Annotated in this window: 14 protein-coding genes; 8 read left to right on the plus strand and 6 right to left on the minus strand. The window is 66.4% G+C overall.

The genetic code is table 11. The features are described from left to right. Nucleotides 1–22 precede the first annotated feature (22 nt). Both NFL01S_RS28250 and NFL01S_RS28255 read right to left on the minus strand, forming a co-directional pair. Complete coding sequence (locus NFL01S_RS28250) at nt 23–808, minus strand: HNH endonuclease family protein (RefSeq protein WP_062979365.1); 786 nt, start codon at nt 806–808, stop codon at nt 23–25. A gap of 496 nt (nt 809–1,304) precedes the next feature. Then, the gene (locus tag NFL01S_RS28255; protein WP_245670924.1) at nt 1,305–1,973 is read right to left on the minus strand and encodes a phosphate signaling complex PhoU family protein; all 669 of its coding nucleotides are present in this window, start codon (nt 1,971–1,973) and stop codon (nt 1,305–1,307) included. Nucleotides 1,974–2,337: 364 nt separating this feature from the next. On the opposite strand from NFL01S_RS28255, the gene NFL01S_RS28260 reads away from it, so the two are divergent. Genes NFL01S_RS28260 through NFL01S_RS28295 form a run of 8 tightly spaced genes read left to right on the plus strand, consistent with a single transcriptional unit; the run spans nt 2,338 to nt 10,308 of the window. Next, on the plus strand, nt 2,338–3,234 hold the full coding sequence (locus NFL01S_RS28260) for an MlaE family ABC transporter permease (RefSeq protein ID WP_084493324.1): 897 nt from the start codon (nt 2,338–2,340) through the stop codon (nt 3,232–3,234). Further along, complete coding sequence (locus NFL01S_RS28265; protein ID WP_033245900.1) at nt 3,234–4,100, plus strand: MlaE family ABC transporter permease; 867 nt, start codon at nt 3,234–3,236, stop codon at nt 4,098–4,100. Before NFL01S_RS28260 ends, NFL01S_RS28265 begins: the two co-directional genes overlap by 1 nt. A gap of 6 nt (nt 4,101–4,106) precedes the next feature. Continuing rightward, complete coding sequence (locus tag NFL01S_RS28270; protein WP_062979367.1) at nt 4,107–5,111, plus strand: MlaD family protein; 1,005 nt, start codon at nt 4,107–4,109, stop codon at nt 5,109–5,111. Continuing rightward, entirely contained in the window at nt 5,108–6,112 is a 1,005-nt protein-coding gene (locus NFL01S_RS28275) for an MlaD family protein (RefSeq protein WP_062979368.1), read from the plus strand. The genes NFL01S_RS28270 and NFL01S_RS28275 overlap by 4 nt, the downstream gene beginning before the upstream one ends. Beyond that, nucleotides 6,100–7,170, plus strand: a complete 1,071-nt coding sequence (locus tag NFL01S_RS28280) for an MCE family protein (RefSeq protein ID WP_062979369.1) — start codon at nt 6,100–6,102, stop codon at nt 7,168–7,170. Before NFL01S_RS28275 ends, NFL01S_RS28280 begins: the two co-directional genes overlap by 13 nt. Beyond that, a complete protein-coding gene (locus NFL01S_RS28285; RefSeq protein ID WP_062979534.1) occupies nt 7,170–8,270 on the plus strand; it encodes an MlaD family protein in 1,101 nt (366 codons plus the stop codon). Before NFL01S_RS28280 ends, NFL01S_RS28285 begins: the two co-directional genes overlap by 1 nt. Continuing rightward, nucleotides 8,267–9,355, plus strand: coding sequence for an MlaD family protein (locus NFL01S_RS28290; protein ID WP_245670925.1), 1,089 nt, complete (start codon nt 8,267–8,269; stop codon nt 9,353–9,355). Before NFL01S_RS28285 ends, NFL01S_RS28290 begins: the two co-directional genes overlap by 4 nt. Next, a complete protein-coding gene (locus NFL01S_RS28295; RefSeq protein ID WP_062979370.1) occupies nt 9,352–10,308 on the plus strand; it encodes an MlaD family protein in 957 nt (318 codons plus the stop codon). The genes NFL01S_RS28290 and NFL01S_RS28295 overlap by 4 nt, the downstream gene beginning before the upstream one ends. Nucleotides 10,309–10,460: 152 nt before the next feature. On the opposite strand, the gene NFL01S_RS28300 is transcribed toward NFL01S_RS28295, so the two are convergent. From NFL01S_RS28300 to NFL01S_RS28315, 4 genes are all read right to left on the minus strand, one after another. Continuing rightward, nucleotides 10,461–11,270, minus strand: a complete 810-nt coding sequence (locus tag NFL01S_RS28300) for a hypothetical protein (RefSeq protein WP_062979371.1) — start codon at nt 11,268–11,270, stop codon at nt 10,461–10,463. Nucleotides 11,271–11,354: 84 nt separating this feature from the next. Continuing rightward, nucleotides 11,355–12,068, minus strand: a complete 714-nt coding sequence (locus NFL01S_RS28305) for a VIT1/CCC1 transporter family protein (RefSeq protein WP_062979372.1) — start codon at nt 12,066–12,068, stop codon at nt 11,355–11,357. After that, entirely contained in the window at nt 12,065–12,262 is a 198-nt protein-coding gene (locus NFL01S_RS28310; protein ID WP_062979373.1) for a hypothetical protein, read from the minus strand. Before NFL01S_RS28310 ends, NFL01S_RS28305 begins: the two co-directional genes overlap by 4 nt. Nucleotides 12,263–12,309: 47 nt before the next feature. After that, nucleotides 12,310–13,056 carry a metal-dependent hydrolase gene (locus NFL01S_RS28315; protein ID WP_245670926.1) on the minus strand — a complete coding sequence of 249 codons (747 nt, stop codon included), beginning with the start codon at nt 13,054–13,056 and terminating at the stop codon, nt 12,310–12,312. Between the last annotated feature and the right edge of the window lie 521 nt (nt 13,057–13,577).

The raw sequence follows: 13,577 nt of genomic DNA on the forward strand, positions 1-13,577 counted from the left end.
CTCGGCAACTCGATGACTTCGGCTATTTGAACTCACCTCGTTTTATGCAGTCGTCCACGGCGGTACGCAGTGCGGTCTGCTCGTCCTTATCGACGCTCAGTCCGTACTTTAGCTTGACCTGCACGTAGTGCGAGATATATCCGCACCGGAAACTTCCCGGCGGCAGATAGTCGGCCGGATCCTGATCGCCCTTGGAGCGGTTCGCGGAGGGGTCGGAGGCGATGAGATTCTGTGCGTCGTTGGCGATGCGGCGCCGGGTATCGGTGTCCATGCTCTTGGCGCCGGAGCGCCAGGCTTCGGCGAGCGGGACGATATGTTCGGCGTCGACACCGGAGGATTCGGTGATGAACTTGTACGGCTTCAGTTTTCCGGTCTTGGCGTCCATGACGCCGTAGGTGTCCTGCCAGCCGCCGCCCTTGCCGATTTTCAGATCGCAGGTCTTGGGATCGAGGGTTACCTCGCCGGTGGCGTCGCGCAGCATCATCACCTCGCGGGTGGTGCATTTGCTGTACTGGGCGAATTCGGGGCCGAAACCGTGTTCGGCGGCGTTGTCGTCCCAGTGTGGGAACTTTTCCCGGCTGTAGCCGGTCATGGCGGCCTCGGTCGCGACCGGGAGGCGGTCCAATGCGGACTGTACGTCGGCGGCCGCGGCGCTCGGGGCGTCCGCCGCATCGGCGGACGGATCGGTTGTGCTGCTGCGTCCTTCGAGGAAGTAGCCGCCGGCCAAAACAATCACGATCAGGATCGGTACCGCGACGGCCGCGAATTTGCGTACCGGGGCGGGTAGTGCGGACAGCAGCGAATTCACCGCGCCACCTCCGCGAATCGGTCGCCGATGGGCGAAACGCCCGATTGCTCATATCTTGTGGGCTTCAACGAAATTCCTTGCCGAGGTGCCGGGATGTGCCGAGCGTCAAGCTACCGCCTCGCCCAGTTAACCCGAAGCTACTCTCCGGTGTGAGATTCGGCATAGTGCGCCCACGGAACCACCCCCGAGTCGCCGTGCCGGCGCCGACTCGGGGGTGGGACCTGCCACGAACGAGGGCTTGCGTTCCGGTGCGATTCGCGGCCCGATTGTCCGGACCGGGTACCGCGCCGCCGCCGCGGGGCTTGATGAGGGGGAGCCCCGTGGTCGCCGGTGCACCGGATGCACTCGTCGTGACGTCTGTGGGCCGGAATGTTTCCGGCTGTTCGGTGGTGTGGTGAACAATTCACCGAAGGCTGGCGGGTACCGGCCGACGGTTCGTGAAAAGCATAGGGAATTCCCAAGTTTGGGAGTGCACCGGGGTGGGTTACCGCTCGGTTCAGCTCGCCTCCTCTTCCTCGTCGGCGACGATCTGGGCGGTCGGCGGGATACCGGTATCGAGGAAATGGATCAATCGCGCTATCCGATCGGTGTGCTCGAGGCTGCCCGCGAGCCGATGCCCGACCAGCGCGAGTGCGATGGCGGTATCGGTCGAATCGCCGCTGTCCGACAGTGCGGTGTGCAGTTTCTGGTTCAGTGCCCGCATGGTCGCCGGCGCGTCCTCGTCGGTGGCGCTGCGCCGGCCGGTGGTCACCGCGCGCTCGGCGCGTTCGGTGGCCGCGGCGGCGAGTTCGGCCATGGCACCGAGCGGGTCGAGAATCGGTGTGGCGGCGACAGGTTCGGGATGGCTCCGGTATACCTGATCGGCGACTCCGCTGAAGAGGTGGCCGATTCGCGACAGTTCACCGGCGATCTGGATGGCGGTGACGACGTGGCGTAGATCGCGCGCCACCGGTGCCTGGAGTGCCAGTAGGACGACGGTGCGGGCTTCGCAGGCGCCGTACATGGCCTGTAGTCGTTCGTCGAGGGCGAAGACCTCGTAGGTCGCGGTGAGATCGGCCCCGGCGAGAGCGTCGGTCATACGTTCGGCCGCCTCGTGGGTGATGCGGCACATCTGTGTCAGATCCGCGGTCAACGCGACGAGCTCGTTGGTGAACTGAGTTCGCACGGGGGAATTGTCGCCCATTGTGTGCGTATCGGTCGAATGTTCCGCTCAATCTGTGCTCCGGGCTGGCCCGGCGGTGCTTGCGCAGCAAACGGTTCATGTCCGTGATCGCCCGAGTTTGCAGGGTGTAAATTTGGTAGAACCTGTTCTCATTTACTTAGCTACACCGAGTGGTGTGTCGCACAATCGGTTACCCGCAATGCAGGGCGATCTTTTTCCGTGGCCACTGTCACACTGCCGCAAATTTGTTTGTCACCTCCAGTAACGATTAGCTTGCTCTCCATTGGCATCGATGCCGGACCGGAGAGATTGAACGCATGAACTTCGCAACATTGCGTGCCCCCGTGGCGGTAGACGGATCTCGGCGATGACTCCCGAGAGCCATCCCGCGGCGACCGATACGGGCCGTCCCTCCGGCTCCACCGGGCCGCAAACCACCCGCCGCACCGACAGTGCGCGCGAAATCGTCGGCAAAAATTTCTCGGGCACGATCGTCTCCTCGGTACGGACCTTCGGCCGCGGCGTCGGAATGGCCCGGGAATCGGTCGGCGGCGCTGTTTCGGATCTGGCCCGGGGCCGCTTCCAGTGGCAGGAAATGCTGGTACAGGCGTGGCGACTGGTGACGGTCACCGCATTCCCGGCCATCCTGATGGCGGTGCCGTTCGGCGTGATCGTTTCGGTCCAGGTCGGCAATCTGATCCACAATCTCGGTGCCGATTCGCTGATCGGTGCCACGGGTGGACTCGGGGTGATCAAACAGGGCGCGCCCCTGGCCACCGGCTTCCTCCTCGGCGGTGCCGGGGCCGCGGCGATCGCGGCCGATCTCGGCGCCCGCACGATCCGCGAGGAGATCGACGCACTGAACACCATGGGGATCAGCCCCGTGCACCGGCTGGTGATCCCGCGCATGGTCGCGATGTTGCTGGTCGCGCCGCTGCTGAACATTCTGGTGATCTTCGTCGGCATCGTCGCCGGCTATCTGGTGGCGATCGGTGGGCAGGGGGTGACGCCCGGCTCGTACTGGGCCGCGTTCGGATCGTTCACCACCGCCGCCGATGTATGGGTGTCACTGCTCAAGGCGGTGATCTTCGGTTTCCTCGTGGTGGTTATCGCCTGCCAGCGCGGTCTGGAGGCCAAGGGCGGGCCGCGCGGGGTCGCCGACGCGGTCAACGCCGCAGTGGTGCTCTCCATTGTCGCGATCGTGATCGTCAATCTGGTCATGACCCAGGTGACCACCATGTTCCTGCCCACCAGGCTGGCGTGATGGCGGCGACCTCGTACGCCCCGAAGGGACTCGGATTCCTCGCGCGCTACTTCCGCCGCGGCAGCCGGATCCTGGGCGCGGTGGATTCGCTGGGATTCGCCGTCGTGTTCTGCTGGCAGGTGCTGTCCTCGATTCCGCTGGCACTGCGTCGCTACCGCGGCGAAACCCTGCGGATCATCACGAATATGACGTGGGGGCGTGGTTCGGTCATCGTCGGCGGCGGCACCGTACCCATGATGATCGTGCTGGGACTGGTGATCGGCGCGTCCATCGGAGTCGAATCGTTCGCCACGCTGGACATGCTCGGGATGGGACCGGTCACCGGGATCGTGTCCGCCTTCGCGACCACCCGTGAACTGGCGCCGATCGCGGCCGCGGTGGGTTTCGCCGCGCAGGCCGGCTGCCGGATCACCGCGGAGATCGGGTCGATGCGGATCTCCGAAGAGATCGATGCGATCGAGGCGCTGGGCCTGCGGTCGGTGCCGTTCGTGGTGACCACCCGGGTGATCGCCGGCGCCATCGCCATCGTGCCCACCTTCCTGATCGCGCTGATCGGCTCCTACTTCGCCTGCCGCGGCCTGATCACGCTGGTTCACGGACAGTCCGCCGGCGTCTACGACCACTACTTCTTCCAGTTCATCGCGGGGTTCGACATCATCGCGGCCACGGTGAAGGTCGCGGTATTCGGCATCGTGGTGATCTGCGTGCACAGCTATTACGGATTCTTCGCCACCGGCGGACCCGAAGGTGTCGGTATCGCCTCGGGCCGGGCGGTACGTGCCAGTTTCGTCGCCATCATCGCCCTCGACATGGTCCTGACGATCGTGCTGTGGGGATTCAACTCGGCGATCAGCTTCACGGGATAGGGACAGATGCCGAAGTACGGAATGCCCGGGGTCGCCGCCGGTCCGCGTAGTGCGCGGCGGGTCGGCGTACTGGTCGTCGCAGTGCTCACGGTGGTCACCCTCGCGGGGTACGGCTACCGGTCGATCACCTCGGACGACGGGCTGCGGGTGGCGTTGCGCACCGAGCAGATCGGTGACGGTGTGGTCGCCGGAACGCTGGTGCGGGTGGACGGCGTGCAGGTCGGGGAGGTTACCGATATCGCGCCGGCGGGTCGCGGCACCCAGCAGATCAGTCTGTCCCTCGACGAGAACCGGTTGCACGGGATCGACGACAGCATGACGGTGGATTACGCACCGGCCAACCTCTTCGGAATCAGCGAGATCGAGCTGAGGCCCGGGTCCGGCGGCGTGCCGCTGCGTTCCGGTGCGGTGGTGGATCTGACGGGCCCGCGAGCCGCCGATGTATACGACGCCACCATGGGCGCGCTGCTGCGCAGTATGTCGCAGACCAGCGCCACCGTGTTCACCGCCGATATGGCCCGGGTGATCTCCCAGGCCGCCGCGGACGTCAAGGCGTTCACGCCGCTGGCCGAGGCGCTGATCACGGCCGGGCGGGTGATCGCCGAACACCAGTCGATGCCGGCGAACGAGCTGGTGGGGCAGTTGGGGCCGGCGTTCCAGGGCGGCGGGCAGTTCGCCGGCGCCACCATCGAGGTACTGGACCAGATCGTGGATATCGATGTGCTGCGCACGAACCGTCCCGATTTCGACGCCGGAGTGAAGGCGCTGACCGGCGATCTCCTGCCCGCCCTGACCGGCACGATGAACAGCGCGAGCCAACTGTCCGGATACACCGATATGCTCGCGCCCACCCTGAACCTGCTGGCCTTGGCCGTGCCGGACCCGCAGCAGTCGGCCGCCGATCTGCGCACCCTGCTCACCCGGCTGGGGGTCGCGTTCAAGGAGGGGCCCGACGGGCCGGTGCTCGATCTCGAGGTCGAAGTGAACGGAGCCGGGGGAGGCCAGCGATGACCGCGCGGCGCGCCGCCTGGCGGCTGGCCCTGTTCGCCGGTGTGATGGCGCTGGTGCTGGCCCTGGTGATCGGGGCCATCAAACGGCCGGTGGACGGCGAAACCGACACCCATCATGCACTGTTCACCGATGCCAACGGTGTGAAAACCGGTGACGATGTGCGGATGTTCGGTGTGCAGGTCGGCAAGGTCGAGGCCGTCACCCTCGACGGCGACCGGGCGAAGGTCCGGCTCACCGTCACCACCGACACCCCGGTCTACGACAACAGCATCCTGGCCATCCGCTACCAGAATCTCACCGGCCAGCGCTATATCGATCTGCAGCAGCAGCCGAACCCGGGGGTCCGGCTCGCCGACGGTACGGATATCGGGCCGCAGCAGACCATTCCGTCGTTCGATGTGACCAGCCTGTTCAACGGTCTGCAACCGGTACTGGCGACCCTGTCGCCCGAGGCGATCAACCAGTTCACCGAGAGCATGCTCGCGGTGATCGAGGGCGACGGCGCCGGAATCGGCCCGGCGCTCGACGCCATCGGCACACTCAGCGAATACGTCGAAGACCGCCAGCATCTCATCGGAACCCTGGTGCGCAATATGTCCGACCTCGCCGAACGGGTGGGCGGCAGGCTATACCACCTGGTGCCGCTGCTGGCCCGGCTCACCGATATCTTCGAGGCGCTCCAGCGCAATGTCGGTGGGCTCGCGGATTTCGCGATGAGCGCGCCGTCGGTCCTGGAACCGGTGGATCGCCTGCTGGCCGCGGTGGGCCTGAGCCCGGAGATGGGCCCCGATATCGATGCGATGATCCGCAACCTGTTCCCGGATCCGCAGCAGGCTCTCGACACGTTCGGCCGGATGCCCGGGTTACTGGCCGCGGTGGATACCGCGTTCCCGCGGACCCCGTCCGGTTTCCGGCCGGACTGCAGTAAGGGCGAAGCCGAGGTACCGGCCCCGGTGCGGATCTTGATCGGCGGGCAGCAGGTGGCGATATGCAACGGATGAACCTCTCCCGGCTGAAATCGGCCGCGGGCCGCTGGTTCGATCGGGACCGGCCGATCACCGACGAACCCACGAACCTGCGTAGACAACTGCGGCTGGGCATTGCCGGGCTCTGCGCGGTGGCCGTGCTCGGAGTGGCGGTCGGCGCGCTGTATGTGATCCCGCTGGGTAAGCAGACCTACACCGCCGAACTCAGCGAGGCGCAGTCGGTAAAGGCCGGTGACGATATCCGGCTGGCCGGCGTGCCGGTGGGGGAGGTCGAATCCCTCGAACTGGAACCGGATCGGGTGCTGATGCGGTTCACCGTGGACCGCGATGTTTTCGTCGGCGACCGGAGTTCGCTGGATATCCGCATGCTCACGCTGGTCGGCGGCCATTATGTCGCGCTGTTCCCGGCGGGGGACAAACCACTGGGCGACAATCCGATTCCGGCCGACCGCGTCCGCCTGCCCTACAGCCTGATGGAAACCTTCCAGGATGCGACGGCGCCGCTGCGGGAAACCGACGGCGACACCCTGCGCAACAACCTCGCCGCACTCGACACCTCCATCGAGGGCGCACCGGAAACACTGCGCAGCGTGCTGGACACCGTCGGCAGCTATCTCGACGCCATCGAACGCCAGCGCACCCAGGTGTCCGACGCCATCGCCACCGCCGACGAATACGTGACCATGTACGACGGCGCGAAAACCGATCTGGGCCGGTTGATGGACAACGTCAATCTGATGGAGACGGTGCTGCTGGACAAACGCGCCGAACTGCGTCAGGCGCTGGGCCTGCTCAGCTCGGTGGTGCAGCGGGTCACGGCTCTGGCACCGAGCTGGGACCAGACACTGAAGCCGAAGGTGCAGCAGCTCGCCGACGCTCTGCCGCGGTTGCAGGAGTACGGCGACCAGCTGGAACCGATGATCGCCTCGGCGCAGAGCCTGAGTGCGAAACTGCGCGAACTGGCCGGTCCCGAGGGTGGTGTGCAGGTCGATCAGTCGGGGACCACGGTGACCGCGCCCGGCCTGGATCCCGGTGCCGTTGTCTGTGTCCCGCTTCCCGGGAAGGTGTGCTGATGCTGAAACGGGCGCTCGCCTCACCGGCCCTGATGTCGATCGCTGGAGCGGTGGTACTGGTGCTGCTGGTATCCGCCGGTTATGTGATCGCGTTCGAACCCTTCAAGCAGACCCGCGCCTACTGCGCGATCATGCCCGACAGTATCGGCCTCTACCAGGGTAATCAGGTATCGATGCGGGGTGTCACCGTCGGTTCGGTGACCCGGATCGCTCCCGCCGGTGCGAAGGTGCGCGTCGATTTCGAGGTCGACGCGGACCATCCGGTATACACCGGCGCCGGTGCCACCACCGTGTCCGACACCGTGGTCGCCGACCGGGAGCTGGCGGTGCTTCCGGGGGTGAACACCGCCGACGAGCACGATCCGGGGCAGTGCCTCACCAACACCCTGACGCCGAAGAGTCTCACCCAGACGGTGACCGCGCTGGCCGAGCTGTCCGAAGAGATCGGCGGTACCGAGAACCGGCCGAACGCGCTGGCGGGTGGCCTGAACGCACTGGATTCGGCGTCGGCCGGTACCGGCCCGCAGATCAACGACCTCATCAACCAGCTGGGCCGGGTCATGGAATCACCGGACGCCGATATCGCCCATCTGGCCGGTATTTTCGACGCCTACGCCTCGGTATCGAACAAGGTCGCCGAACACTGGGGGGATCTGAAGCTGATGCTCACCCGGTTGGGGCCGACGTTGCAGATGTCGCATGCCGAACTGCTCACACCGGGAATCGAGCTGTTCGACGGGCTGCGCGAAATCCTGCCGATGCTCAACGATCTGTCGGTGATCCTGGCGGACCCGCTGATGTCCACCCTGGACAATCTGGTGCCGCTGGTGAAACTGCTGCGCGCCAACGTGGGATCCCTGAGCGAAATCGTCGCCACCACCCCCGTGCTGACCTCGGCGTTGCGCACGGTCACCGACCCGGCGACCGGTGCGCCCGGTCTCACCTACGCACCGCCGCGGGTCGCGATACCGCAGGAGCACGCGGAGCAGGTCTGTGCCGCGGTGAACGCGCTCTCACCCGGGCGCTGCGCCGGTGCCGCGAACGGCATGGTGGATCTGGATCTGGTGCGGCTGGTGCTGGGATCGGCGGGTGCGCGATGACACGGCGAATTTCCGTCGATACGACGATGCGGATCACCGTCGACCGCATCCGGCTGCGGCGCGGGTTGGCGGCCTGCGGGCTCGCCGCGGCCCTGGCCGTTTCCGGATGCGCGTTCGATCCCTCCGATATCCCTGTCCCCGGCGCCACGGTCACCGGCGGGAGTTATCCGCTGCGGATCGAATTCGCCAATGTCCTGAACCTGCCCGCGCGGGCGAAGGTCATCGCCAACGGTGCGGAGATCGGCAACGTGGAAGATGTCGACGTCGTGCCCGGCGACGCGACCTCCACCGGCTACGTCGTGGTGGATATCGAGGTCGACGACGAGGTCGAACTACCGGCCACCACCATCGCCGAGCTGCGGCAGAACACTGTGCTCGGCGATATCCACGTCGCGCTGACCACCCCGCCCGACGGCTACGACACCCTGCTGCACCCAGGCGACACCATCACCCGCGACCGCACGAAACCACCGGTCCAGCTCGAGGACACGATGGCGGCGATCGCCCTGTTCGTCAACAGCGGAGCGGTCGGGGATCTGCAGGACATCGTCAACCGGCTCAATTCGGTACTGCCACAGGACCCGGCGAAAACCCAGCAGATCGCGCAGGTGCTGGCCACGGACGCGGTGGACCTGGCCGCACATCTGGATCAGGTGGACCTGCTGTTGCACGGTGTGGCCGAGAACGCGGAGGTCATGCACGGAATACAGGACGAGCTGGACAATATTCTGCGCCCCGAATCGGTGCAGCAGATGAACGACGCCACCGCGTCCATCGCTGCGGTGACCGAAATCTTCGGCGGCCTGGGCCCGGTGGGAGAGTCGTTGAGCTGGCTCGCTCCGCTGGCACAGTCCGGAGGAGCGGCCGCGGCGGCGTTCGTCCCACTGGCCACCGGGGGGCCGCTGGATCTGCGGCAACCCTCGAATCTGAACATGCTGGTCGCGCTGCTACGAGACAAGATCATCCCGTTCGTGGAGAACGGCCCGAAGGTGGATATCAGTGCCGTCCACACACCGGGACTGTCCACCGACGACCAGGTGAACCGGATCATCGAAACCTTGCGCATGATCGGAGCGGTGCGATGAAACTGGGTTCACTGGCGTCGCTGGGCGGTATCGCGGCCATCACGGTGCTCGGCGCCGGCTATCTGACCTTCGGGGTGGTGCGCGCCGATCCGTTCCGCGAATATCTGAACGCCTCCCTGGTGCTCGAGGATTCCGGCGGTCTCGGTGTGGGTTCACCGGTTCTGCTCACCGGTATCGAAGTCGGCCGCGTGACCTCCGTCGACCGTATCGCCGATGGTGTGGAAGTCGGTTTCCGGGTGCAAGATTCGCACCGGCTGCCCGCCGACAGTGTCGTCACCATCGAGCATCTGTCCGCGCTCGGCGAACCCTATGTGCAGTTCGCGCCGAAAACCGGTGCCGGGCCTTATATATCCGACGGGCAGCGGCTGGAATCGGAAGATATTCACAGCCCGCTGTCCATCCCCGAGGCCGCCCGCATGGTGACCCGGACCATGAACCAGCTCGACCCCGCCACCATGGATTCGCTGGTGCGCACCATGAGCGAGGCCCTGCACGGCACCGACGCGGTACTCCCGGAACTCACCCGCGCCGCCGACCTGCTCGCCGCGGCCATCATGTCCCGCGAACCCAGAATCGCCGAATTGCTCAATAACTTCGAAACCGCCGCCGCCGACGCTGAATGGGCGGGACCCGCCACCTCCGCGGCCGCCACCGAATTCACCCGCTTTGCCGAAGTCCTCGACGATTTCGTGGAATCGGTCGGCAGGGTCACCGGAGCCGAGGGGTCGCCGGAGAAGTACCTGGCGGACGGCGGGGTCGTGCCGTTACTGGAGCGCCTGCGCACCGTCCTCGACGAAATCGGCCCCGAACTCGCCGCCCTGCAACCCGGTTTGGCTCCCCTCACGGAGAGCCTGGGCAACACCGTGCCGCAGGTGAACATCAGCAGCTTGATCGAGCAGGCGCTGGCGAGTACCGACGAGGACTCCGTGCAGGTCCGGGTCGGGCTGAAGTAGTTTTCGCCGGCTCGACGCCCCGGCATCACCCGACCGCGTAGTTACTACAGCGCCCGCTCTCGACGCCGTGTGCCGTGACGGCAGGTTCGTTTTCCGAGCCGTGGCCCGAGTGCGCACCGTGCGACCCGGTCGCACGGTGGCTTCACGGCGAATCACCCTCGCTCCGGGGCATCCGGTTCCGGCCGATCGAGGATGGCCTGCGTTCGGTTGTCCAGATCTCCGAAGGTGGACAGTAGTTCCAGCGCACCGAGTTCCGGGGGTGGTTCGTCGGCCATCCGGCGTAACTCGGCCAGCACCGCGTCGATATCGTCCTCCGGCACCGGCCGCCTACGCGGCGCGACGGGAGTATCGACAGGTTGCCAGGCAATGGCCTGCTGCCACCACGGATCGCGGATGGCCCACGCCCAGATCGTCTTGCGGACCAACGGCACGTTATCGGTGTAGAGCTGGAAGAACGCATCGAGATCGCGGTGTTCGAGTTCGAAGATCTCATCGGGCAGGCGGCGGGCCCGGATATAGCACATCGGGGCGCGGGTCACCTGAAGGGCGGGGGCGCGGGGATCGGGAGGCGTTTCCAGGATCTCGTCGAGAATGCTCTCGGTGAGATACGGGAGGGTGATATTGCCCGTGGTGACCTGGATCCGGGTGGCGCCGCGCGGGTTGTAGAGGCGCCGCGTCGCGACATCCAGGACGGCCAGGTCACGGTCGGCGGTGAGCGCCAGTAGGGCGCGCAGGCAATCGAACCGGTCGCGAACGGTGGCTTCCAGGAGGGCGCCGCGGGCCTCGGGGCGGCGGTGGACCCGCAAACCGGTCCCGGAGCGGTGGATCAGGGTGCACACCACACCCACCGCTCGCACCGGTGGACTGGGCTCGGGTGCTTCTACCAGGGACAGATACCGCTCGTATGCCTGCTCGGCCGAATCGAGCGCGGCCGCCGGCAGTACGGCGAATAGAGAACTCACCCGCCAAGTACAGCAAAATATGCGAATTGTCGCTGGTTCACTTCAAATAAAACCCACACCGGGGCAACGGATCTCGCAATCGTGTCAAATACCGGCCACATCCGCCAGCTGTCCGATACCGTAGGTGACCGCCATGGCCAGCGCCCCGCCGAGCACGACGCGGGCCACCGCCCGCACCCGGTTGCTGCCGCCCAGCCAGGCGCTGACCGAACCCGTCACCGCGAGCGCGAGCAGCACCGCGACCATGGTGACCGGGATCCGCGCCGCGGTCGGCGGCAGGAGGATCGCCAGCAGCGGCAGCAGCGCACCCACGGTGAAGGCCACCGCCGACGAGAACGCCGCATGCCACGGATTGGTCAGTTCGTCGGGATTCAAACCGAGTTCGGCCTCGGCGTGGGCGGCGAACGCATCGTAGGCGGTCAGCTCCTCGGCCACCTGCCGGGCGGTCTCGGCTGACAGGCCTTTCGAATGATAGATCGCGGTGAGCTCGGCCAGTTCGTCCGCCGGATCCTCCTTCAGCTCCCGGCGCTCCTGAGCGAGCAGCGCCGCTTCCGCGTCACGCTGGGTGCTCACCGATACGTACTCGCCGACGGCCATGGAAATAGCGCCCGCGCTGATCCCCGCGATGCCGGCGGTGAGAATCGTGCTGGTACTGGACGCGGCCGCCGCGACACCCACTACCAAACCCGCGGTCGATACGATCCCGTCGTTGGCGCCCAGCACCCCGGCCCGCAGCCAATTGAGCTTGGCCGCGAACCCCGTCTGCGGGAGATACCGGTCCTCCGCTGCCTCGGTCATGCCTGAAGGCTATGGCAAAAGCGTCGGTTGAGGATATCCTTCCCGGTGGGCGGACTGCGCTCGAGTTGGGCTTGCGCCGCGCCCAACTCTTCCTCGGTGAAACCGCCGTACTCCGCCTCGTACCGCCGGATATCCGCGGTCAGGAGCGCCCGGCGAATCGCTCGGTCCAGGGCGGTGGCGCTGCGTCCATGCACCCGGGCAATCCTATCGAGCTCCTTGTGCCCCTTCGGACTGCTCCGGGTTACTGCGGAACGGCATAGAGGTAGAACAGGGCGATCGTCACCAGGCCCATTGCTGGGGTGAGGACCCAGGTCTCCACCTTGTTTCCGGTGCGGGAGATGATCGGGACGGCCAGGCGGGGCTTCAGCGGCCACAGCAGGGGGCAGCCGCGGTCGGTGAGGCAGTCACCGACGATATGGATGAGGGCGCCGAGGCCGATGGCGAACGGGAGCCAATACGGGGAGTCCGGGAGCCAGCGGTCCATCAATACCGTGCCGCCGCCGGCCAGCAATACGCACAGGCCCCAGGCGCGGAAGGAATCACCTCGCGGTGTCAGATGCAGGGCCCGGATACCGAAGGCGAGCATGACGAAGATGACGCCGAGAGTGAAGTATCTGCCCAGATAGTTCACACCCGCCCAGGTCGCCCAGCCGGCCAGCAGCACGAACAACAATCCGTGCGTGCCCTTGCGATGACCTCCGGAGATGGTCGCGACCCCCTTTGCGACCGCATTGCTCAACGGGCCCAGCGAATCCCCGATCGTGCCGCCCGGATGATCGATATCGGGCAGCAGCGCCGCGCCGGCCGTGATCAGCGCCCCCAGGATCAATTCGAGTGCGCTGACATCGACAGGGCCGCGCACGAATTCCATCACCGGGACGGGTACGACGGTAGCGGCAGTGGCGAATGCCAATGCGCCGCTGGTGGCATGGGAATGGCCGAGCAAAACATCTCCCGGTATCAAGGTGCGATCGGACGTAGCGATCAAAGTTAGCAATCGATGCCGACACCTCGGACCGGCGCACGACGCGCCGGAAGCCCGCGACCACGAGACACGCCGCGGCGACGGCGGTTTCGGCGAAAAACCCCTGGTTACCTCTGTACCCCGCAAGTCATCGATGCAATGCTGGCGCGACCGGAGCGCCGGTGGAGCGATCCGTTCTCGCCAGGGGGTGTCGAATGCGTGATGGCCGGCCGATTCTGTATCGGGTGCCCGATTTCGAACCGTCGACGGAACCGTGTGAGGGGTTACCGCAGGAGCGTCCCGGCGGGGTCGAGCCGCCTACTGTGTCTCTGTCGTCGGGAACACTGCTGCCCGGAGTGCCGTCGGGCGGAGTGCTATCGCCTGAGTCGTCGGCCGGAGCGTTGCGGCCCGGAGAGCAGCCGGCCGGAACGCTCTCGGCCGGAGCTCCATCGGGCCGAACGGCATCGTCCTGGACCCAGCTGTCGGCGCCGGGCGCGCCGTCGCTGCGGGCCGGCGCACGGAGGAGCGGCAGCGGCCGCGCGACG

Origin of the sequence: Nocardia flavorosea NBRC 108225 (genome assembly GCF_001613385.1) — a bacterium.
Classification (GTDB): Bacteria; Actinomycetota; Actinomycetes; order Mycobacteriales; family Mycobacteriaceae; genus Nocardia; species Nocardia flavorosea.

Coding starts and splice junctions, on each gene's coding strand:
- NFL01S_RS28275 (WP_062979368.1), top strand. CDS start 5,108: ATGACCGCGCGGCGCGCCGCCTGGCGGCTGGCCCTGTTCGCCGGTGTG.
- NFL01S_RS28260 (WP_084493324.1), top strand. CDS start 2,338: ATGACTCCCGAGAGCCATCCCGCGGCGACCGATACGGGCCGTCCCTCC.
- NFL01S_RS28270 (WP_062979367.1), top strand. CDS start 4,107: ATGCCGAAGTACGGAATGCCCGGGGTCGCCGCCGGTCCGCGTAGTGCG.
- NFL01S_RS28290 (WP_245670925.1), top strand. CDS start 8,267: ATGACACGGCGAATTTCCGTCGATACGACGATGCGGATCACCGTCGAC.
- NFL01S_RS28295 (WP_062979370.1), top strand. CDS start 9,352: ATGAAACTGGGTTCACTGGCGTCGCTGGGCGGTATCGCGGCCATCACG.
- NFL01S_RS28305 (WP_062979372.1), bottom strand. CDS start 12,068: ATGACCGAGGCAGCGGAGGACCGGTATCTCCCGCAGACGGGGTTCGCG.
- NFL01S_RS28265 (WP_033245900.1), top strand. CDS start 3,234: ATGGCGGCGACCTCGTACGCCCCGAAGGGACTCGGATTCCTCGCGCGC.
- NFL01S_RS28280 (WP_062979369.1), top strand. CDS start 6,100: ATGCAACGGATGAACCTCTCCCGGCTGAAATCGGCCGCGGGCCGCTGG.
- NFL01S_RS28285 (WP_062979534.1), top strand. CDS start 7,170: ATGCTGAAACGGGCGCTCGCCTCACCGGCCCTGATGTCGATCGCTGGA.